The 20,976-nt window shown below is 66.3% G+C and carries 17 protein-coding genes and 1 other RNA gene; 5 read left to right on the forward strand and 13 right to left on the reverse strand.

The genetic code is table 11. The features are described from left to right. Positions 1-3: 3 nt before the first annotated feature. The 10 genes from ACYQOP_RS02300 to rnpB form a co-directional block, all read right to left on the reverse strand. Entirely contained in the window at positions 4-1,170 is a 1,167-nt protein-coding gene (locus ACYQOP_RS02300; protein ID WP_461220991.1) for an O-antigen ligase family protein, read from the reverse strand. A 224-nt stretch (positions 1,171-1,394) separates the two neighbouring features. Beyond that, a complete protein-coding gene (locus tag ACYQOP_RS02305; RefSeq protein WP_461220992.1) occupies positions 1,395-2,498 on the reverse strand; it encodes an acyltransferase family protein in 1,104 nt (367 codons plus the stop codon). A 106-nt stretch (positions 2,499-2,604) separates the two neighbouring features. Next, complete coding sequence (gene murD / locus ACYQOP_RS02310; RefSeq protein ID WP_461220993.1) at positions 2,605-3,963, reverse strand: UDP-N-acetylmuramoyl-L-alanine--D-glutamate ligase; 1,359 nt, start codon at positions 3,961-3,963, stop codon at positions 2,605-2,607. Positions 3,964-4,172: 209 nt separating this feature from the next. Next, positions 4,173-5,255: a phospho-N-acetylmuramoyl-pentapeptide-transferase gene (gene mraY, locus ACYQOP_RS02315; protein ID WP_056432110.1), complete on the reverse strand. Its 1,083-nt coding sequence runs from the start codon at positions 5,253-5,255 to the stop codon at positions 4,173-4,175. A 128-nt stretch (positions 5,256-5,383) separates the two neighbouring features. Beyond that, positions 5,384-6,847, reverse strand: coding sequence for a UDP-N-acetylmuramoylalanyl-D-glutamyl-2,6-diaminopimelate--D-alanyl-D-alanine ligase (locus ACYQOP_RS02320; protein ID WP_461220994.1), 1,464 nt, complete (start codon positions 6,845-6,847; stop codon positions 5,384-5,386). A gap of 199 nt (positions 6,848-7,046) precedes the next feature. Then, positions 7,047-8,516 (reverse strand): UDP-N-acetylmuramoyl-L-alanyl-D-glutamate--2,6-diaminopimelate ligase, encoded by a 1,470-nt coding sequence (locus tag ACYQOP_RS02325; protein WP_461220995.1) that lies wholly within the window; start codon positions 8,514-8,516, stop codon positions 7,047-7,049. After that, entirely contained in the window at positions 8,513-10,258 is a 1,746-nt protein-coding gene (locus tag ACYQOP_RS02330; RefSeq protein ID WP_461225164.1) for a peptidoglycan D,D-transpeptidase FtsI family protein, read from the reverse strand. Before ACYQOP_RS02330 ends, ACYQOP_RS02325 begins: the two co-directional genes overlap by 4 nt. Before the next feature lie 91 nt (positions 10,259-10,349). Next, a complete protein-coding gene (gene ftsL, locus ACYQOP_RS02335) occupies positions 10,350-10,826 on the reverse strand; it encodes a cell division protein FtsL (protein WP_207410283.1) in 477 nt (158 codons plus the stop codon). Then, positions 10,823-11,887 carry a 16S rRNA (cytosine(1402)-N(4))-methyltransferase RsmH gene (gene rsmH / locus ACYQOP_RS02340; protein ID WP_461225166.1) on the reverse strand — a complete coding sequence of 355 codons (1,065 nt, stop codon included), beginning with the start codon at positions 11,885-11,887 and terminating at the stop codon, positions 10,823-10,825. Before rsmH ends, ftsL begins: the two co-directional genes overlap by 4 nt. A 428-nt stretch (positions 11,888-12,315) precedes the next feature. Next, positions 12,316-12,711: RNase P RNA component class A (gene rnpB / locus ACYQOP_RS02345), an RNA gene on the reverse strand. A gap of 168 nt (positions 12,712-12,879) precedes the next feature. On the opposite strand from rnpB, the gene ACYQOP_RS02350 reads away from it, so the two are divergent. Continuing rightward, positions 12,880-13,056, forward strand: a complete 177-nt coding sequence (locus ACYQOP_RS02350; protein ID WP_200925922.1) for a hypothetical protein — start codon at positions 12,880-12,882, stop codon at positions 13,054-13,056. A 54-nt stretch (positions 13,057-13,110) separates the two neighbouring features. Here the strand turns inward: ACYQOP_RS02350 and ACYQOP_RS02355 are convergent, their stop codons facing one another. After that, entirely contained in the window at positions 13,111-13,551 is a 441-nt protein-coding gene (locus ACYQOP_RS02355; RefSeq protein WP_461220996.1) for a VOC family protein, read from the reverse strand. 169 nt (positions 13,552-13,720) lie between these two features. Between ACYQOP_RS02355 and pepN the strand changes: the two genes are divergently transcribed. The 3 genes from pepN to ACYQOP_RS02370 all read left to right on the forward strand — a co-directional run bounded on the left by pepN (position 13,721) and on the right by ACYQOP_RS02370 (position 19,403). Then, positions 13,721-16,363: an aminopeptidase N gene (gene pepN / locus ACYQOP_RS02360; RefSeq protein WP_461220997.1), complete on the forward strand. Its 2,643-nt coding sequence runs from the start codon at positions 13,721-13,723 to the stop codon at positions 16,361-16,363. 191 nt (positions 16,364-16,554) lie between these two features. Then, positions 16,555-18,960, forward strand: coding sequence for a PAS domain-containing sensor histidine kinase (locus ACYQOP_RS02365; protein WP_461225168.1), 2,406 nt, complete (start codon positions 16,555-16,557; stop codon positions 18,958-18,960). After that, entirely contained in the window at positions 18,957-19,403 is a 447-nt protein-coding gene (locus ACYQOP_RS02370; protein ID WP_461220998.1) for a hypothetical protein, read from the forward strand. The genes ACYQOP_RS02365 and ACYQOP_RS02370 overlap by 4 nt, the downstream gene beginning before the upstream one ends. 60 nt (positions 19,404-19,463) lie before the next feature. Here ACYQOP_RS02370 and fae read toward each other — a convergent pair whose 3' ends face one another. Continuing rightward, positions 19,464-20,003: a formaldehyde-activating enzyme gene (gene fae / locus ACYQOP_RS02375; protein ID WP_056432453.1), complete on the reverse strand. Its 540-nt coding sequence runs from the start codon at positions 20,001-20,003 to the stop codon at positions 19,464-19,466. 260 nt (positions 20,004-20,263) lie between these two features. Here fae and ACYQOP_RS02380 point away from each other — a divergent pair, with 260 nt between their 5' ends. After that, positions 20,264-20,485 carry a hypothetical protein gene (locus ACYQOP_RS02380; protein ID WP_056432071.1) on the forward strand — a complete coding sequence of 74 codons (222 nt, stop codon included), beginning with the start codon at positions 20,264-20,266 and terminating at the stop codon, positions 20,483-20,485. Between the two features lie 21 nt (positions 20,486-20,506). On the opposite strand, the gene ACYQOP_RS02385 is transcribed toward ACYQOP_RS02380, so the two are convergent. Beyond that, complete coding sequence (locus ACYQOP_RS02385) at positions 20,507-20,938, reverse strand: hypothetical protein (RefSeq protein WP_056432068.1); 432 nt, start codon at positions 20,936-20,938, stop codon at positions 20,507-20,509. Positions 20,939-20,976 lie beyond the last annotated feature (38 nt).

Here is a 20,976-nt window from a genome sequence, read left to right on the forward strand (position 1 = left end):
ACTTCAGATGGTCGATCGCTGTTGAGACAGCCAGCGAACGCGGGCCGCCTCGAGCCCCCATACCATTCCAAGCATCATATAAAGGTGACGCCACTTCTCGATATCGATCTGAAATGCCTGGAGGAAGAACATCAGAAGGGCCGGAAACACGATCTGGGCGAGTCCCTGATAGGGCGACGGTTTGAGGCACAGGCGAAACCCGACGAAGATCGATGTCAGGACGATGGAGACGAAAGCGAAACCTCCGAGCCACCCGCCATTCGCGAAACTGCCGATATAGGAATTGTGCGGCTCCAGATCGAAGACCACGCGCCATCTCAGAGGCCCGAAACCGAGGGGGCGATCGATGAGCATGGGGATGCCGCGGCGCTGGTTGCCGAACCGTCCGGTCTCGCCTTCGTCGTAATCCTTCGTGACCTGCGCCCGATCGGTGAACCGCTCCGAGACACCCTCCATCGACAGGAGGCCGCCGATCAGGAGCGCGCCGACGAGGACGGTGAGGGCCGACAACCGGGCGATGCGCCGCCGGACGGCCCGCGACGGAGAGGTTGCCCAGGTGAGGCCGATCGTCAGGCAGATGCCGAGGAGGCACGCTCCCCAGGATCCGCGCGAGAACGAGAGGAAGACGCAGGCGAGCAGGACGAGCAGCGCCATCGCCGACAGGAACATCTCTCGCGTCTCCCCCACCAGCATCCTGCGGATGAGATACAGCACCGACAGAATCAGGAAGGATCCGAGCAGATTGGGGTCCTGGAACACGCCCGAGGCGCGTCCGTCCATCTTGAACAGCACGTCTTCGCCGAGCACGTCGAAATAGCTGAAGATGCCGCAGATCGCGGCGAAGAGGGCTCCCGCGAGGTAAGCCTTGAGGACGAAACCGACCCTGTCGGACGACTCGTCCGAGAAGAACATCACGAAGAAGATCCCGGTCAACCCGAGATAGACGGCCTGATAGGTCCAATCGACCGAATTGCTCTCGTCGAGATAGGGGATCAGCGCGATGACGATCGCCACCAGATAGATCAGCAGAAGCGCTACGATGACGATCGTCGAACGATAGAACCTGATCCCCAGCAGGAACCACAACGCGATCGTCGGCAATGCCAGAAAATCATAGGGCGACGGCTTCATGAAGGTGAAGCACGTGAAGAAGATGACCAGCGCCAACAAGGCGTGACCGAGGGTATGCAGCGGCCCCGAAGAGACACGGCGAGAATCAGCCGACGTCAGAGTGACGCCAACCTCTTCTGCACTCCATCTCCCGCCTGCCGCCATTTCACCCGTCCAACCCGCCTCAGGATAAGCGCCCGGCCTCAGCATGAGGCAGTCCCGTCAGCGAAGGCTTAAGCAGGCGGCGTTGCGTCCCTCGCATGCTGAGGACCGTCGCCCAAGCGTCAGGCTGTCGCTGTCCTGGGAGGCCGGGGGCGGACCAGGATTCCCTGGATGAAGCGGGTCACCGGCCGTTCCACGAACCGGTGCACGAACGCGGCAAAGACACAGCAGGATACGACCGTGAAGGCGAGCGTCGGCCAAGCCCTCGTCGTTTCATGGAAGCCCGCCCATTGCATGGCCTTGCGGATCCCGACGATCACGAAAGGATGGCTCAGATAGAGCGCATACGATGCGTCGCCCAGATGGACCCCGAGCTTGGAGAGACGGGAAGGCTGCCCCTGACGGCCGAGGACGGCTGCGCAGACGATCAAAGCTGCGGGGAGTCCCCAGCCGAGGACGCGCCAGGCGTCGTTGGGCGTCGTCCAATCGATGGCCTGATGCGACGAGTCGATCGGGTCGGCTATCAGGATGGCGACCCCGCTGACGAGAAAGGCTCCCCGGATCAGTCCCGATAAAACCACACCATGGCGGAGGAGCAGAGCGATCCCCATGCCGAAGACAAATTCGAGAACGATCGGGCGGGTCCAGAAGAACGGGGCGGCGGCACTCGGCTGCAGGACGAATCCCATGAGAACGAGTCCACCGAGCAGGGCCGCCACAACGATCACCGTCCGACTACGTCGCAAGCCGATGAAGACCGCGAAGACGACATAGAAAAACATCTCGTAATTCAGCGTCCATCCGAGTTCGAAGACGGGCATTGGAGCCTCATGCCCCGTGGCATAGGCTGGCCAGAAGGCAAAGGATGCGACGATGTTCGGCCAGCCTGGAAAGTCCTTAGTCGTGCCCGCGAGCGCGATCACGAGAAACAGGGTGTAGAAGGCCGTGAACATCCAATAGAGCGGGACGATCCGCGCCACTCGCCGCGCCAAAAACTCGACCGATGCACCCTTTCGTCCAAATAGATCTTCGGACGCGTAGACCATGATGAAACCGGAGATGACGAAGAAGATATCGACACCAGCACGCCAAGGTAACAGATGAACACGCTCGAACGAACCGCCGAGCTTCAACGTCTGCACGAGGGTGTGATGCTGGGCATGGCCGAAAACGACCATGAATGCCGCCAGTCCTCGCAGGATCTGAACGGAAACGATCTGTTTCACAGGGCGCGGCCTCGCCAGCGGCATGATGCCGGTCGCAGCGAATGATGAGTCCGGGCCGGTTAAATCCCGATAAAGCCAGTCGCGGAAAACGGGGTCCGGCGTCGGATTACCCGATCAGCCCCCGCACGAGCGCGCGGAACTGGTCGCCCCGATCTTCGAAACTCTTGAACTGGTCGTAGGAGGCACAGGCCGGCGAGAGGAGGACCACCGGCTCCGGCGCCTCTGATCTCGCAGCAGCCTCCGCCGCTTGCTTCGTCGCCACATCCAGGGTGCCGCAGCGCGTATAGGGCACCCTCCCCTCCAGTGTCGCGGCGAAGACGTCGCTCGCTGCGCCGATGAGGTAGGCGTGGGCGACGCGGTCGAACAGAGGCTCCAGCAGGTCGATACCACCCTCTTTCGGCTTGCCACCGAGGATCCAATGAATGTCGCGGAAGGCGGTGAGAGCCTTCTCGGTGGAATCCGCGTTGGTCGCCTTGGAATCGTTGACGAAGAGCACCCGCTCGCGACGGCCGACCTGCTCCATCCGATGCGGCAGGCCGGGGAAACTCACGAGTGCCGATGCGATCTGCCCATCGGTCACGGCGAGAGCTTGGGCCACGGCGATGGCGACGGCGGCGTTCTGCCAGTTATGGGCGCCCCGGAGCGAGCCGATGCCGGAGACATCCGCGATGGCCTCCGCGGAGCGCCCGGCCACGATCCCGTCGCGGACGGTCAGCCCATCCACGTCCTGTTGCGCGACGCCGATCCGCACGAGCGCCCCCCTATGCCGGTCGGCGATGGCGCGGCTCGGCTCGTCGTCGACCCCGACCACCGCAAGGGCGGAGCCATTGATGAGGCGCGCCTTGATCGCCGCGTAATTCTCCATCGTGCCGTGGCGGTCGAGATGGTCGGGCGTGATGTTGAGGAGCACGCCGATGCTGGGAGCCAGCGACGGCGTCAGGTCGATCTGGAACGAGGACAGTTCGATGACGTGACAGCGCCCCGGCGCCGGTGCCTCCAGTGACAGGATCGCGGTGCCGATATTCCCGCCCATCTGCACGTCACGGCCCGCTTTGGCCAGGATATGAGCGATCAGCGCCGTGGTGGTCGACTTGCCGTTGGTACCCGTGATGGCGACGAAAGGTGCATCGGGGGCGGTCTTCGCCCGCTCGCGGCAGAACAGCTCGACATCGCCGATAATTTCTATCCCGGCGGCCTCGGCGAGACCGACGCTCCAATGGGGTACGGGATGGGTCAGCGGTACGCCGGGCGCCAGGATCAAGGCGGCAAAACCCGACCAGTCTGCGCTGCGCAGATCCGCAACGGTGACGCCCTGTTCTCGCGCCTTTGCCTGGCTCTCGGTACTGTCGTCCCAGGCGACGACGCGGGCGCCCCCGGCCTGGAGCGAGACCGCCGTGGCGAGGCCGGAGCCGCCGAGGCCGAACAGGGCGACCGTGCGGCCGGCGAAGGTGGTGGCGGGGGTCATGCGGGTCTCGAACTCGCCAATGCTCTGATCTCTGTCCCCCTCCCTCTACCTCATCCTGAGGTGCCCGCGCGAGCGGGCCTCGAAGGAGGCCTTCAGAGCCCAATGCACGAAGTGGAGGGCTCCTTCGAGGCCTCCGCTCCGCTGCGGCGCCTCAGGACGAGGTGGATCGGCGGGAGAAAGACCAGTTGTGACGAACCATCATACGACGCTCAGCGCAGCTTCAGCGTCGCGAGGCCGGCGAGCGCCAGGATCACGGCGATGATCCAGAACCGGATGACGACCTGCGGCTCCTTCCACCCTTTCTGCTCGAAATGGTGGTGGATCGGCGCCATGCGGAAAACGCGTTTGCCGGTGAGCTTGAACGAGGCGACCTGGATGATCACCGACATGATTTCCAAGACGAACAGGCCGCCGACGATGGCGAGGACGATCTCGTGCTTGGTGGCGACAGCCACGGTGCCGAGCAGGCCGCCGAGAGCGAGCGAGCCGGTATCGCCCATGAAGATCTGCGCCGGGGGGGCGTTGAACCACAGGAAGCCGAGCCCCGCCCCGATGACCGCACCACAGACGACCGCGAGTTCGCCGGTGTCGCGGACGTAGTTCACCTGGAGGTATCCGGCGGTGAAGACGTTGCCGACCAGATAGGCGATCACCCCAAAGGTTCCGCAGGCGATCATCACCGGCACGATGGCGAGGCCGTCGAGGCCGTCGGTGATGTTCACGGCGTTTCCGGCACCAACGATGACGAAGCCGGCGAACAGCACGTAGAACCAGCCGAGATTCAGCAGGGCATCCTTGAAGACCGGGAAGGCGAGCTGGTTCTGGAGCGCGGGCGCCGAATAATACGAGATCAGGGTGCAGGCCGAGATGGCGATAGCGGCTTCGAGCAGGAGCCGGAATTTGCCAGAGAACCCCTTATGCGACTGCTTCGTCACCTTGAGGTAATCGTCGTAGAAGCCGATGGCACCAAAGCCCAGGGTCACCGCGAGGGTTACCCAGACGAAGTGATTGCGCGGGTTGGCCCAGAGCAGGATCGCCACGATGGCGCCGGCCAGGATCATCAGCCCGCCCATGGTCGGCGTGCCGCGCTTGGTCAGATGAGTCTGCGGACCGTCCTCGCGGATCGGCTGACCCTTGCCCTGGCGCAGGCGCAGCAGCGAGATGATGAGTGGCCCGAACCAGAACACGAACAGGCCCGCCGTGAACAGCGCGCCGCCGGTGCGGAAGGTGATGTAGCGGAAGACGTTGAGGGGCGAGAGCGTGCCGCTCAGGTCCGACAGAAGATACAGCATCCGACACCCGGTCGCGGTTTGTCTGAGAATGGATCATCGGGGTTGGAGGAGGCCGCGCGCCTTTCCATCCCCGCCGTGCACCCGGCTGGCGGGCGAACCCGGTGCGAGGCCGGGCCTGACACGGAGGTCTATTGGCGGATCGCGGCCTGCGCCGACTCGGCGCGGTCCACCGCGTCCGCGTAGCGGGCTTTGAGAGCTTCGACAATGTGACCCATGCGGATGCTGTTCGACCCCTTCACCATGACGGCGTCACCGGCGCGGAGGGCGCCGATGAGCGGATCGACCAGATCCGACGAAACGCCCGCCGAGACGCCGCGCCGGCTCACCGGCAGCGCCTCGAACAGATGCCGCATCATCGGGCCGGCGGTGAAGACGAGGTCGATCCCGCCCGCTTCCACGGCGGAGGCGAGCGCGCGGTGGTGATCTTCGGCCGAAGCGCCGAGTTCGAGCATGTCGCCTAGGACCGCGATGCGGCGCCCGCGCGGCCCTGTCTCGATTCCCGACAAGGTGGCCAGAGCCGCCCGTACCGAGGCCGGGTTGGCGTTGTAACTCTCGTCCACCAGGAAGGCCTCGCCCTCCTTGAGCCGCAAGGCCGTGCGCTCGCCACGCCCCACCGGCGGTTTCAGCGCGGCGAGCGACAGGGCAGCGCGGGCGAGATCGGCCCCGAGAGCATGAACCACCGCCATGACGCCGAGGGAGTTCATCGCCACGTGCCGGCCCGGCGTGCCGAGCTGGTAGGTGACGGGGACGCCCATCACCACCGCGTCCACCACCGAGAGATCGGGCCGCATGACGATGCGAAGGGCGCGGACATCCGCCTCCTCATGCTCACCGAACGTGACGACCCGCCCCGCCTTCGAGGCATGCGCATGGGCGAGCAGCCGCGGGTAGTTCGGATTGTCGCGGTTGATGATGGCGGTCCCGCCCGTACTCAAGCCGGAAAAGATCTCACCCTTGGCATCGGCGATGGCCGAGAGCGAGGCGAAGTGCTCGATATGCACCGGCTCGACCGTGGTGATCAGCGCGATGTCGGGCCGGACCATGGCGGTCAACGGCACGATCTCGCCCGGATGGTTCATGCCGATCTCGAACACGCCGTAACGGCTCTCGGCCGGCATCCGCGCCAAAGTCAGGGGCACGCCCCAATGGTTGTTGTAGGAGGCGATGGAGGCATGGGTCTCGCCCTGAGCCGAGAGGACGTGCAGCAGAGCCTCTTTCGTGCCGGTCTTGCCCACCGAGCCGGTGACGGCGACGATGCCGGCCTGGCTGCGGGCGCGCGAGGCCTGGCCCAGAGCCCGCATGGCGTCGAGGATCGGGTCCTCGCTCGTCCCCGATACCGCGAGAAGGCCCCCTGCCCCGGCGAATTCCTCGGCCCGGTCGGCCGCGACCACGGCCGCCCCGGCACCACGCGCCAGGGCATCGCGAACGAAGTCGTGACCGTCCCGCGCCTCACCGCGAATGGCGAAGAACAGGTCGCCCGGCTGCAGCGTCCGCGTGTCGATGGACGCGCCGGTGATCGGCTTCGGGTTGCCGTGCAAGGTGCCGCCGGTGGCGGCTTCCAGGGCCTCGGGGGACCAGAGGGGCGTCGTCATCGGGCGGACTCATGCATGGGGCGACCGCGCGCGTACCCTCCCCCCTCTGCGGGGGGAGGTGGCCCGCGAAGCGGGTCGGGAGAGGGGAGCGCCAGTTCCGGAGAGGTCGTCCCCTCTCCCGCCTGCTCCGCAGGCACCCTCCCCCGCAAAGGGGGGAGGGAGAGACGCGCTGAAGACAGCGTTTCACCCTGAGTCGATCTCACGCCCCCACCTCCGCGATCGCTGACCGGACAACTGCGTGATCCGAGAACGGGAGCACCTGTGTGCCCACGATCTGGCCGGTTTCATGACCCTTGCCGGCCACGACTAGGACGTCGCCGGCCCGGAGCCCGCGCACGGCGGTCTGGATCGCCTCGGCCCGGTCGCCGATCTCGGTGGCACCGGGAGAAGCGGCGAGAATGGCAGCGCGGATCGAGGCCGGGTCTTCGCTGCGTGGGTTGTCGTCGGTGACGATGACGAGGTCGGCTTTCCGCGCCGCGATGGCGCCCATGAGCGGGCGCTTGCCGGCATCGCGGTCGCCGCCGCAGCCGAAAACGCAAGTTAGGCGACCTGTCGCGAAGGGGCGGAGCGCATCGAGCACGCTCTCCAGGGCTTCGGGCTTGTGGGCGTAATCCACGAGGCAGAGGGCACCGTTGACCTCGCCGATCCGTTCCATGCGGCCGGGCACGCCGGTGAGGTGTTCGAGGGCGGCGAGAATATCGGCCATGCGGTCGAGGCCGATGGCGGCGCCGACGAGACCGGCGGCGAGAAGCGCGTTCTCGACCTGGAACCCGCCCACGAGGGGAAGCGCGACGTGACGGGTCGCGGCCTCACCGTGCAGGCGGATGGTGAGGGCCTGGGAGAACCCCTCGGTGCGGGCATCCAGAAGACGGATCGTCTCGCCTGTCCGGCCGGTGGTCAGGATGTCGTGCCCGGCTTCCCGCGCCACCTCGATGACGCGCTCGGAATAGGGGCCGTCCGCATTGATCACGGCGGGCCTGCCGGCAGGCAGCAACGTCGTGAACAACCGCAACTTGGCCTGGAGATAGTCCTCGATGGTGGGGTGGTAATCGAGGTGGTCGCGACCGAGATTGGTGAAACCGGCGACGGCGAGCCTTACGCCATCGAGTCGGCGCTGCTCGATCCCGTGCGAAGACGCTTCCATGGCCAGATGCGTGATGCCGTCATCGGCCAGCCGCGCCAGGATCTCGTGCAGCGAGACCGGGTCGGGCGTCGTCAGCGAGCCGTATTCGGCGCCCCGATCGGTGACGACCCCTACCGTGCCGAGGCTGGCAGAAGGAAGGGAGAGACGCGACAGGATCTGGCGGACGAAATCGGCCACCGAGCTTTTGCCGCTGGTACCGGTCACGGCGATCACGGTCTCCGGCTGGCGCCCGGAAAAGCGCGCGGCAGCCAGAGCCAATGCCCGTCGCACGTCGGGAACGGCGATCCAGAGAGCCTCTGCCGGCAGGTCGGCGGGCCGGTCGCCCTCCCCCAGGATGGCGACGGCGCCATCCGTGAAGGCCTTGGCGGCGAAGACCTTGCCGTCCACCCGCGTGCCGGGCACCGCCACGAAGACGCCGCCGGGAACGACCCGGCGGCTATCGGCCGTGATGCCCGTCACGATCGCGCTGGAGGCCGGCCCGACATCGAGGTCCGGGAACAGCGAACCGAGATTCATGTCGCTCATCGCGGGTCGAGCATCGTCGCGTGATAGGCGCCGAGCTTCACCATCAGGGGGAATGGCTTCACCGGCGGATCGAATTGCGGCGGCAGACCGATGATCGGGGCGACGCGCTCGATCACCCGGCCGGTCACGACGCCCGAATTCCAGGCGGCGGTGGCGTAGCCGCCGGATTCCGGCAGGCCCTGCGGCTCGTCCATGATGGTGACGAACAGGTATTTCGGGTTGTTCATGGGCGCGGCTGCCATGAAGGTCGTGAACAGGCGGTTCTTGACGTAGCGGCCGTGGATGACCTTCTCCGCCGTGCCGGTCTTGCCGCCGACATAGTAGAGCGGGATCGACGCCTTCTTGGCCGAGCCTTCCACCGCGTTGAGGCGCATGATGAAGCGCATCGCCTCGCTGGTCTCGGGCTTGAGCACGCGGGTCGCCTTCTTCAGCGCTTCGGCTTCCGTCGTCTTAAGGAAGGTCGGCACGATCAGGTTACCGCCGTTCGTGATCGCGCCCACCGCCGCCGCCGCCTGGAGCGGCGCGACCGCGAGGCCGTGACCGAACGCGATGGTGATGGTGTTGATCTCGGTCCAGCGCGAGGGAACGATGGGCTCGGCGCTTTCGGGCAACTCCGTCCGCATCCGGTCGGTGAGGCCCATCTTCTTCAGGAAGGCCCTGTGACCTGGCACGCCGATGCCGAGCGCCATCTTGGCCGAGCCGATGTTGGAGGAGTGCGTGAACACCTCCGGCATGGTGATGGTGCGGTTGGTACCGTGATATTCGTGGATCTTCTGCCGGCCCCAGGTCAGCACGCCACCGCGCGTATCGAAGGTCGAGTTGACGTTGTACTTGCCGGAATCGAGCGCCATTGCGAGGGTCATCGCCTTGAAGGTCGAGCCCATCTCGTAGACACCGACATTCATCCGGTTGATCCGGTCGGGATTGTTGGCCTCGGCCGGGTTGTTCGGGTCGAAATCCGGCAGGGAGGCGAGCGCGATCACCTCGCCGGTGGTTACGTCGAGGATCAGGCCTGCCGCGGCCTTGGCCTTGAAGTGATCGACGCCCCAGGCCAGTTCGTCGCGCAGGGCGAACTGGGCCCGCAGGTCGATGGAGAGTTGGACAGGGCGGAGGTCGGTGGCCTTGGCGACGAAGCCGAGGCTGTTCAGGTCCTTCAGGCCAGTATTGTCGATGTACTTCTCGATACCGGCGATGCCGATATTGTCGAGGTTGGTCACACCCAGGATATGGGCCGCCGCCGTACCGTTCGGGTAGACGCGCTTGTGGTCGGGCAGGAAGCCGACGCCGGGAATGCCGAGGCGATGCACTTCGAGCTGCTGCTTCGGGGTGATCTCGCGCTTGACCCAGACGAAGCCCTTCTTCGTCGAGAGCTTGGCACGCAGATCGGTGGCGTTGAGCTCGGGTAGGACGGCGGTCAGAAGCTCGACCGCCTCGTCCTTGTCGTAGATGTTCTTGGGCTCGGCGAAGACCGACACGGTGCGGATGTCTGTGGCGAGGATCTCACCATTGCGGTCGACGATGTCGGGGCGGATCGCCGTGGTGGCCGCGGCGGCGACGCGGTTGTCTCCGTTATCGGCCTGAGGGAAGGCCGCCATCGCCACCAGTCGGCCGGCGATGGTCAGGAACACCAGCGCGAAACCGAGGCCGACGAGGCCGACGCGAGCATAGGACCGCTCGATAGCGAGGTGGAACATCGCCCGCACCAAGCCCATCGGCGTCCAAGGCGGGCGCGTGGCGGCCATGGGCTGCGGAGCGCCTTCCTGCGGAAGAGCATCACCGGCCTCGTCGGCGGCGTGGAGCGTGTGATCGTGAACGGTCTCGTCTGACACGGGACTACCTCGAAACCGTATTGGGCGTTCTGGTGGTTTGGACGGTGGTCGTCTTGATCGTCGACGCGGTCACAGTCGGCTTGGTGGTGGTCGTACGCGTGGTGATCGACCCGGTCGTCCTCGGCTCATCGGCAGTCTTCGCCGAAGATTTTTCCTTGGGCGTTGCGGTTGCGGCCAGCAGGCGACCGATCTCGTCACCGCGGTCGGGGCGCATCGGCAGGTCGGAGAGACGGCCGAGATGATTCACGCCGATGGGCTCCAGTGCAAGATGACGCTCGACGGCGGCTTGAAGGCGGTCTGGCCGGGTCAGGAGCTGCCACTCGGCCCGGAGCACCGCGATGGCCTGCCGCTCTTTGTGGAGCTGGCTCTTGGCCTTCGAGACCTGACCGGCCTGGTACAGCGTGTCGTACTTGATCGAGTAGGCGTAAATCGCCGAGCCGATCAGTCCGAGAATGGCGACGACGTTCAGCAGACGGATCACCGACGCACTCCACCGCTCTTCGAGACGAGGTGACCGCGCTGGGCGGGAAGAGCCGCCAGCGCTTCGATGGCCGCCAGCGGCGGCGCGGCCGGTGCCATGGTCCGCTCCGCCGCTCGGAGCTTGGCCGAGCGCGAGCGGGGATTGGCATGAACCTCGGAGTCGGAGGCCGTCACCGGGCCCTTCGTCACCATGGTGAAGCTGCGCGGGGTCGGCGCATCGGCGCTTGGCAGATGACGGGAGGCCTGGGCCGCTCGACCGCTGCGCGCGGAGAAGAACTGTTTGACGATACGGTCTTCCAGGGAATGGAAGGTGACCACGGCGAGGCGTCCGCCCGGCCGGAGGATTCGCTCGGCGGCATGGAGCGCCTGGACGAGTTCGCCCAATTCGTCGTTCACGGCGATGCGCAGCCCCTGGAACGTCCGGGTGGCCGGATGGATTCCGCTGGCGGGATCCGCCCAGACCACGCTCGACACGATCTCGGCGAGCGCCGCCGTGGTCTCGATCGGGCCTTTCCGCCTGGCCTCGATGATGGCGCGGGCCACCGCGCGCGAGCGGCGCTCCTCGCCGTAATGGTAGATGATGTCGGCCAGCGTCGCCTCCTCGGCGCCATTGACGAGGTCGGCGGCGCTCTGGCCGGCGCGCTCCATGCGCATGTCGAGGGGGCCGTCGTTGCGGAACGAGAAGCCGCGGTCTGCCTGGTCGATCTGCATCGAGGAGACGCCGATATCGAGGACGACGGCGTCGGTAGATTCGATGCCTTGTTCCCTGACAAGCGTATCAAGCGTGCCGAACCGGCCGGGCACGAGGGTCAAACGCCCTTCGGAAGCTGCCACGAGGCCGGCGCCACTTGCGATGGCAGTGGGATCCCGGTCGATCGCGAGCACGCGGATCCCTGGATCGGCTTGCAGCATCGCGCGGGTGTAGCCGCCTGCACCGAAGGTTCCGTCGACAACAAGGGATGTGCCCGGAAGTGCGAGCGATGCCACGACTTCGGCGATTAGGACGGGAATATGCGGCGCAGCGGAAACCGCGCCGGCGGCGGCGGCATGAGGGAGCGTCATGCCGAAACCCGACCAGCGGGTCGGAACGGAACCGATCGCGGAGACCCGCACCGGGCTGGAACGAGTCGGGGACGCCAGGCGGCGGCGGAAGATGGGATGTGACGCATGCGTCCCTGCGGCGGGCATCGACCGCTTCGAGGCGGCCGGAGGAGACGGAACGGCAAAGAAAGAGGAGACGTCGCGGACGCGGCCCGCACTTCGCCCCCGGCGAGCGCGCAGCGCGTCCGCCGTTCCCAAAATCGCCGCTGACGAAGTGATTCCGGGTAACATGAGCCTCTGAGCACCGTCAACGCGCGGACTCGCATGTGAGCCGCCGAGTCCGATCAGACCTCAGCAAGGTTAACCGACGGTAAGTTTCGTCGGTTTTATGCAGCGTATTCGTTGGGTGTGAGAGAGCTCGCCAAGCGCTGGCCGATGCCGGCGGAAAGAGGATCAGCCGGCCTTTAAGCCGGGTTCTGTAGGGCCCGGAAGCGAACTTCCGGACGTGGCGGCCATTCCTCTGGGACGTTCGTTACCGAACGCCTCGAGCAACCAACCCGGGCGACGAGCCTGGAGAGAGGGCCTGCCCCGTCCCTTTCGGGAGAAGGCGTGTCGCCCCTATTCGGTTTTGCTCCCGGTGGGGTTTGCCGTGCCGTCCGCGTTGCCGCGTCCGCGGTGCGCTCTTACCGCACCCTTTCACCCTTACCCTGCATGAAGCAGGGCGGTCTGCTCTCTGTGGCACTGTCCCTGGGGTCGCCCCCGCCGGACGTTATCCGGCACCGTCTCTCCATGGAGCCCGGACTTTCCTCCCCGGTTCGCACCGGAGCGGCCGCCCGGCCGACTGATCCGGCGCGGATGTGCGCCGCCATCGCGCCCGAGGTCAAGGAGCCGGATGCACATCCGGGCGCCATGGCGGGATTTTGTTCGGCGGCTTGCTCGACGATCGACGCGGCCCTAGCTCATCGAATAGGGCCACGCCCATCGCGGCGGCCCGCCCACGTGAGGAGGTGACCATGGCAACGAGCGATTCGGCCTGGACGCTCGAAAACGTATCCGAACTCCGGACGCTGGCGCGCGAGCGCGTACCGGTCTCCATCATCAGCCTGAAGCTCAAGCGGCCGATCGAAGCCGTCTCGGCCAAGCTCGCTGAACTCGGCATCACGCCGGCCAGCGAAGCGGGCGGCGCATAGATCTAGAACCGAGATCGCGGGGCGCGCGATGACGCGCCCCGCGATCTCGCCGTCCTACCAGGAGCCGGTATTCTCCATGGAGGCCCACGGCTCCTGCGGCGCCTTGGCATCGCCCTTCTGCAGGATCTCGATGGAGATCCCGTCCGGCGACTTAACAAAGGCCATGTAGCCGTCGCGCGGCGGCCGGTTGATGGTCACGCCCTTGTCCTGCAGGCGCGCGCAGAAGGCGTAGATGTCGTCCACCTGATAGGCGAGGTGACCGAAATTGCGCCCGCCGGAATAGGTCTCCGGATCCCAGTTGTAGGTGAGCTCCACCTGGGGCGCCTTCGTCTCCAGGGCCGTGTCGTAATCGCCGGGGGCCGCGAGGAAGACGAGGGTGAAGCGGCCCTTCTCGTTCTCAACCCGGCGGGTTTCGCGCAGGCCGAACGTGTCCACGTAGAAGGCGAGCGCCTTGTCGAGATCCGCCACGCGGACCATCGTGTGCAGGTATTCCATGGGCTGGGTCGTCTCCGGTTGATGCCGCCTATGTGGCCCGGCTATGCCGGGCGTCAACGCCGCGATGCCCCCGACGCTCCCGCCCCCTCTCATACATCGAGGGTGGAAGCCGAGCGGGCCGACGACGCGGAGCCGTTCTTAATCCTCGCTCCCGATCAGGACCAACCGCATGCGCACCGAAAGCCCGACCCTGATCCGTCTCGAGGATTACCGGCCGAGCGACCACCTCATCGACACGGTGGCACTCGACGTTCGGCTCCATCCCCGTGAGACGCGGATCGTCGCGACCCTGGCCCTGCGCCCGAACCCGGACGGACGCCCGAACGCGCCCCTGGTGCTGGACGGTGACGATCTCACGCTGACGCGGCTGTCGCTCGACGGCGAAATCCTCGATCCGGCGGCCTATTCCGCCACCGCCTCGGCGCTGACGGTGCATGAGCCGCCGCGAAAGCCCTTCACGCTGGCGATCGAGACGCGGATCGACCCGACCGCCAACACCAAGCTCATGGGCCTCTACCGGTCGAGCGGCGTCTACTGCACCCAGTGCGAGGCCGACGGCTTCCGCCGGATCACCTACTTCCTCGACCGGCCCGACGTGATGTCGGTCTATACTACGCGGATCGAGGCCGATGCCGACGAAGCGCCCGTCCTTCTCGGCAACGGCAACCTGACGGAAGCCGGGCCTGCCGGCCCGGGCCGCCATTATGCGATCTGGCACGATCCGCACCCGAAGCCCGCTTATCTCTTCGCCCTCGTCGGCGGCCGCCTCGACCGGGTGTCCCGCCCGTTCACCACGATGGATGGCCGCCCCGTTTCCCTCGCCGTCTACGTGGAGCCGGGCAAGTCGGACCGGGCCGCCTATGCCCTGGACGCCATCGCCCGCTCGATGACGTGGGACGAGGAGGTGTTCGGCCGCGCCTACGATCTCGACGTCTTCAACGTCGTGGCGGTGTCCGATTTCAACATGGGCGCCATGGAGAACAAGGGCCTCAACATCTTCAACGACAAATACGTCCTCGCCTCGCCCGACACCGCCACCGATGCCGATTACGCGGCGATTGAGCGGATCATCGCCCACGAGTATTTCCACAATTGGTCGGGCAACCGCGTCACCTGCCGCGACTGGTTCCAGCTCTGCCTGAAGGAGGGCCTCACGGTCTTCCGCGACCAGGAATTCTCGTCCGACATGCGCTCGCGTGCGGTCCATCGCATCGGCGAGGTCAGGACGCTGCGCGCCCGCCAGTTCCCGGAGGATGCCGGGCCGCTGGCTCATCCGGTCCGGCCCCGGGCCTATGCCGAGATCAACAATTTCTACACGGCGACGGTCTACGAAAAAGGTGCCGAGATCGTGCGGATGCTGCGCACGCTGATCGGGCCCCACGTCTTTCGCGCGGGGATGGACCGCTATTTTGCCGAGAACGACGGACGAGCCGCCACGGTGGAGGATTTTCTCGCCGCCTTCGCCGCTGAGACCGGGCACGACCTGTCGGCTTTCGCGAGATGGTACGAGCGTCCGGGAACACCAACGGTCAGCGTCGAAGGAGACTACGATGCTGCCGCGCGGACCTATCGCCTGCGCTTCAGCCAGCGCCTGGCAGGCGCCGAAGGCAGCCCGCCGCTCGTCATTCCCATCGCCCTTGGCCTCGTCGGCGAGCGCGGCCCGATCGCCGCTTCCTGCGAACGCGTCAGCGAGGGCGTCTTCGTCCTTGACCGGACGTCGGACGAGATTGTCTTCACCGACGTCGCCGAGAGGCCGGTCCCGTCCTTGTTCCGAGGCTTTTCCGCCCCGGTTCGCATCGACATGGCATCGAGCGATGCCGACCGCCTGACGCTACTCGCTCACGACACCGACGCCTTCAATCGGTGGCAGGCTGCGCAGAACATCGCGCTGCGCCTGATCGTCGAACGCACGAGAGCCAACGCATCGCTCACGGAGGAGACGGACCCCGCCGCGCAAGCCTTCATCGAAGCGCTCGCTACCTTCCTGGACGCCGAGGCCTCAAGCGATCCTGCATTCGCAGCCCTCGTCCTCGGCATCCCGAGCGAAGGCGACGTCGCAGGCGATCTAGGCTCCGATGTCGATCCCGATGCGATCCATCGGGCCCGAAAGATCCTGCGGCGCCAGATCGGACGAGGACTCGGTCCGCGCCTGGAGACCCTTCGCGCCGCCATGGCGGACGGGGCGGACGCGCCATTCGACCCCGGTGCGGTTTCGGCGGGTCGCCGGGCGCTGCGTAATGCCGCTCTGGACCTGATCGCCGCTTCGAACGGAGAGCGAGGCGTCGAGCTCGCCACTGCCGAACTCGCTGATACCACCAACATGACCGACCGGCTGGCGGCACTCTCGGTCCTGGCCTCGATTCCAGGGACGGCGCGGGAGACTGGGCTCCACGCTTTCGGCCTGCGCTATGCCGACGAACCGCTGGTTCTCGACAAGTGGTTCGCCATCCAGGCGATGATCCCGGAAGACGGCACGATCGATCGAATCGAGAGGCTGCAGCGGCATCCGGCTTTCGCGATCACCAATCCAAATCGCGTACGCTCACTGATCGGGAGCTTTGGCATGGCGAACCCGACGCAGTTCGCCCGACCCGATGGAGCGGGCTTCAGACTGCTCGCGGACGCGGTTCAGACGACGGATCGAACGAATCCCCAGCTCGCAGCGCGGCTTTTGACCGCGTTCGGTTCGTGGCGAATGTGGGAGCCGGTGCGGCGTAGCCAAGCCAAGGCCACGCTTGGAGAAATTGCCTCCAGGACGGGGCTTTCCCGTGATGTGGCTGATATTCTGGCCCGGACCCTCGGTGATGGTTAACGCACTCGAAAATAAGGTTAAATTCGATCCATCGATTCTCTGAATCTGATTGCCACACTGCGCCAGGAGTCAAGCGGACGGCCAAGAATTTCGTGGACAAGTTGGCTGTGGAAATGCTGAATTGAATACGATTCGGAGCGTGACTCACCGACATGCCCCGAACGACTCACCAGCAGCTGCGGGGGCTTGTCATGCTGGAGGCGGATTCCGCTTCCCTCTCCGCACGTGCGGATACGATTCTCGGTATTCACCGCCCTCAGACTGCGGCCCATACCCGGTTCGTCCGTGCCGAGATCTGGCTCCGCTATGCGGTGCCCGCCTTCCTCGCCACCTTTCTCGTCTGTCTGGCGGCCGGCGCAGCGCTTCAATTGCGCGGCGAGCGCAGTGAGATCCTGCGCGATGCGGTCACGGACATGGAGACCTTCACGCGGCTCGTCACGGCCGCCATGTCGGACGCGGAAGCGACGCCGCCCGCGATCCGGTCGCGCCTGGAGACTCTGCTCCCCGCCTCGCTGATGCCGTCGGGCCGCCAGATCCTGGTGGCCTCGTCCTCTGAAACGCTTCTTGGCGCCCACCCGGCCCTGACGGACCTGAGCGGGACCATCGCGGACCGCCTCGGAGAGATGCAGGCCCTGAGCACGCTGGGCGAACGCGCCGGCGTGATGGCGCTGACCCTCGCCAATGGCGAACAGGCCTTCGCGGCCCTCCGGACGCTTCCCAAAGGTCGCGGCCAGGTTGCGGTGATCCAGCCGATCGCCCCCATTCTCGATGCCTGGGCCACGCGGATGCGGCATCAGGCGGTCCTCTACGCGGCTGCCGCCCTCGTGATCGTCGGGATCGGCATCGCCTACGCGCTACAGACCCAGCGGGCCTATGCGGTCGACAGGCTGTGCGAGCAGATCAAGCAGCGGCTCGACACGGCGCTCGGTCGCGGTCGGTGCGGATTGTGGGACTGGGATATTCCGCGCGGCCGGATCTACTGGTCGGATTCGATGTACGCCCTGCTCGGTTATCGCCGGGAGCGCGAGTTCCTGTCCTTCGGCGACGTCAACGCCCTAGTCCACCCCGATGACGGCGACCTCTACGCCCTGGCCCGCCAGTTGGCTGCGAGCCAATCCACCGTCGATCACGAATTCCGCATGCGCAGCGCCAATGGCGGCTGGATCTGGCTGCGCACCCGCGCCGAGGTCGTCCCCGATCAGGTCGATGGCGGCCGGCACCTCGTCGGCATCGCACTCGACGTCACCGAACAGCGCCAGCTCGCCGAGTCCAACGCCACCGCCGACATGCGCCTGCGCGACGCGGTGGAGGCGATCTCGGAAGCCTTCGTCCTGTGGGACACGAGCAACCGCCTCGTCCTGTGCAATTCGAAGTTCCGCCACCTCCACGCTCTGAGTCCCGACGATGCGACTCCGGGCAAGCGCTACCATGAGATCATGGGCCGGGGCGTCCTGCCGCCGGTACGCCGCGAACTCCGCGAGATCGAGGTTTCGTCGGCGACCGCCCGCACTTTCGAGGCGGAGCTCACCGACGGCCGCTGGCTCCAGATCAGCGAGCGGCGGACCAAGGACGGCGGCTACGTCTCGGTCGGCACCGACATCACCAACCTCAAGCGCCAGCAGGAGCAGCTCGTCGCCTCCGAGCGCGAACTGATCGAGACGGTCAAGGACCTCAAGCGCTCGCGCCGGACCCTCGAACTGCAGACCCAGCAGCTCGCGGACCTCGCCGAACGCTACCTCGACCAGAAGGCCCAGGCCGAAACCGCCAACCAGGCGAAATCCGAGTTCCTCGCTACCATGAGCCATGAGCTGCGCACGCCGCTCAACGCCATCATGGGCTTCGCGGAGTTGATGGAAAGCGGAGTTTACGGAACGCTGGGATCGCCCCGCTACACGGAATATTGCCGGGATATCCGCTCCAGCGGCGACTACCTGCTCTCGGTCATCGACGACATCCTCAACATGTCGCGCATCGAATCGCACAGCGTCCGCCTCGCGCTTCGGGAAGTCCCCCTCGACACCGCCGTCCAGGGCGCATTGAAGCTGGTGGCCGAGTCGGCCCGGGCGAAATCACTCAGCATCGACGTGGACGTCTCAGACGACCTGACCCTGCTGGCGGATGGCCGCGCGCTGCATCAAATCCTCCTGAACCTCATCCAGAACGCGGTGAAGTTCACGCCGGGCGGAGACGGGCGCATCATCGTCAAGGCGCGGCCGGCTGGCGACCGGGTCCACATCTTCATCGAAGATAACGGGATCGGCATCCCGAAAGCCGCTCTTCGCCGTCTCGGCTCACCGTTTCAGCAGGTGGAGACGAACCTCACCCGGACCCATAAGGGCTCCGGCCTGGGGCTCGCCATCGCCCGCTCCATGGCAGAGCTTCATGGAGGCTCGCTGCGCATCCGGTCCGAGGAGGGTCTCGGCACCATCATCCTGGTCTGCATGCCGATGCCGACGGCGGAACGGCGACGTGATCTCGTTGCCCCCGGTTCCGACGAAACCGTGGATTCCCTGCGCGAGGCGTCGGGCGCGCAACCGCGCGATGGAGCCGGATCGGGCGGGGCGCAGATGCGGAATCCGACGGTCGTTCCAGCGTGACGCGGCCGGGTTATCTCGCAGCGGCCATCACCCTGTCCGTGGCGGTCCCAGCCCATGCGGATGAGTGCGACGGACTGGCGGCGAGGATCGCTTCCGAGATCGGCGCGAAGGTCGGGAGGCGGCAAGGGCCGAGCATCGATCTCAAGATCCCGAACGGCACGAAGATCGACCTGACCTGCAGGTCCGAGCCCATCGTCCAGGCGGCCTCCGGCGATCCAGCACCCTCGGCGGTCTATTTTCAGGATCTGGCGATTGCCGGTGCGATGGCGACCGGTGAGAACGCCGGTGCGGTTCAAAGCGCCATCGGCAAGGCCTACGAGACGTCGCTCCGCGAGCGGCGCAAGTCGTTCATCCAGCAGAACGGGTGGTCGGCGAGCTGCTACACCGATCCATCGGGCTCGATCCGCACCCTGTGCTCGGTGGGCCGCATCCCGCCGGGCTGACGGAGACGGGATCCAGCGGCGGGTGGAAGGACGCCAGTGCATCCCCCCACCCCCGGTCTCTCAGTACTCGACGATGTCCTCGAGCGCGTAGTGCTTCACCGTCTTGCGGTTGGCGATGAGCTCGTCGATGGTCGGCTCGCCCTTGATGGCGCGGGCGATGGCGAGCTTCGTCGCCTCGTAATTGGTGCGGTAGAGGTCCTTCTGGTCGAGATTGGCGTCCTCGGCGCAGCGCGGGTCGAGCCAGATCATGATGATCATGCACAGGTCGTCGAGTCCGTCCTTCGGCAGGATGCCCTCGATCACGCAATCGACGATGGCGTCGCCCGTCGCGGCCTGAACCACGCCGCCCAGGAGGTTGACGTATTCCACGGTGTGGATCGTCGCCTTGGTGGTCATCATCGTCGAGGGGCGCACGAGCTGGTTCAGGTCGCGCACCACGAACATGCGGGTATGTCCCTGGACCTGCCCCATCATGCCGGCGAAGGCCTGGCCCACCGGGCCACGGGTGGAGCCGATCAGCACCTCCGGCATCGCGTCGGTGTACTGGCCATCGGCGGCGAGGACGGTGGCCTCTCCGGTGCGGAACCAGATCTCGGACATGTCGGCGTTTCCTTGTTCCTGGGCATTGGCTGCCGGGCCGGCGATCCGGCCGTTTCGCGGGCGGAGAAACACCGTTCCGCCGTCGCCCGTCAATATTCCTCGGCCGAGAGAGTTTCGCGGGCGGCGCTTCCGCTCTGGCCCTGAGGGCCGCAATCGGTCATTCCATGCGCGGTTCCAGGCATCGCGGCATCGGAGTTCTTCGCTCGGTCGCGTCCCATCACCCGTCCGATGCCGTGGCGAACCGAACGGGAGACAGGCGCATGAACAGGCAGCAGGAACGGGACTGGAGTCTCGCCGTCGCCGCATTGCCGGACGGTGTGCGGCTCGAACTCGGCCTCGCCGACCTGTCCGGGGCACCCTTCACGGCCATTCTGGCCCTCGACCGGCGGGAGGCCCGCGACCTCGCCCGTGCCCTGCTCGCGGCATCGGGGGATGCGGCGGAACGCACGTTCCCGCGCCCGTCCTCCACGAACGGCGATTAGGGCGCCGGACCGGCGCTTCCCTCAGCGACCGGGAAGTCTCGGCACCTTCAGGCCACGCTCTTCCGGCGTCGGCTTGCAGATATAGGAGAATTCCGTCTGCAGGTCGGAGAAGACCGCTTCCCCGGTGATCTTGCAATTCTCTCGGGCGGTCTCGTCGAGGAAGGTGCGGGCCGCCTCGCGCAGGCGCTTGGCGCGGGTCTCCGCCGGGCCGCCCTGCCCGTCATAGCGCTCGTCGATGCCGCACCCCGTGATCTCCCGCAATCCATCGGAGACGACGAGCATCTTGTTCACCCGGCGCTGGTCGTAGACGGAATACGGGTCCTTGCAGCCGATCGTGACGATCTGGACGCCCACAGCGGCGTAGTTCTTCGACAGATAGGAGAAACCGGTGCAGCCGGAGACTCCCAAAGCGAGCGTGACCGCGACGGCCAGAATTCCGGTGGTCCGGTTCAACGTGGTCGCGCTCCGCTCAAGCCATCGATCAAGGGATC

The organism is Methylobacterium sp. CM6247 (assembly GCF_054817925.1).

Coding starts and splice junctions, on each gene's coding strand:
- murD (WP_461220993.1), bottom strand. CDS start 3,963: ATGACCCCCGCCACCACCTTCGCCGGCCGCACGGTCGCCCTGTTCGGC.
- mraY (WP_056432110.1), bottom strand. CDS start 5,255: ATGCTGTATCTTCTGTCGGACCTGAGCGGCACGCTCTCGCCCCTCAAC.
- ACYQOP_RS02320 (WP_461220994.1), bottom strand. CDS start 6,847: ATGACGACGCCCCTCTGGTCCCCCGAGGCCCTGGAAGCCGCCACCGGC.
- ACYQOP_RS02325 (WP_461220995.1), bottom strand. CDS start 8,516: ATGAGCGACATGAATCTCGGTTCGCTGTTCCCGGACCTCGATGTCGGG.
- ACYQOP_RS02330 (WP_461225164.1), bottom strand. CDS start 10,258: ATGGCCGCCACGCGCCCGCCTTGGACGCCGATGGGCTTGGTGCGGGCG.
- rsmH (WP_461225166.1), bottom strand. CDS start 11,887: ATGACGCTCCCTCATGCCGCCGCCGCCGGCGCGGTTTCCGCTGCGCCG.
- ACYQOP_RS02350 (WP_200925922.1), top strand. CDS start 12,880: ATGGCAACGAGCGATTCGGCCTGGACGCTCGAAAACGTATCCGAACTC.
- ACYQOP_RS02355 (WP_461220996.1), bottom strand. CDS start 13,551: ATGGAATACCTGCACACGATGGTCCGCGTGGCGGATCTCGACAAGGCG.
- pepN (WP_461220997.1), top strand. CDS start 13,721: ATGCGCACCGAAAGCCCGACCCTGATCCGTCTCGAGGATTACCGGCCG.
- ACYQOP_RS02365 (WP_461225168.1), top strand. CDS start 16,555: ATGCTGGAGGCGGATTCCGCTTCCCTCTCCGCACGTGCGGATACGATT.
- fae (WP_056432453.1), bottom strand. CDS start 20,003: ATGTCCGAGATCTGGTTCCGCACCGGAGAGGCCACCGTCCTCGCCGCC.
- ACYQOP_RS02380 (WP_056432071.1), top strand. CDS start 20,264: ATGAACAGGCAGCAGGAACGGGACTGGAGTCTCGCCGTCGCCGCATTG.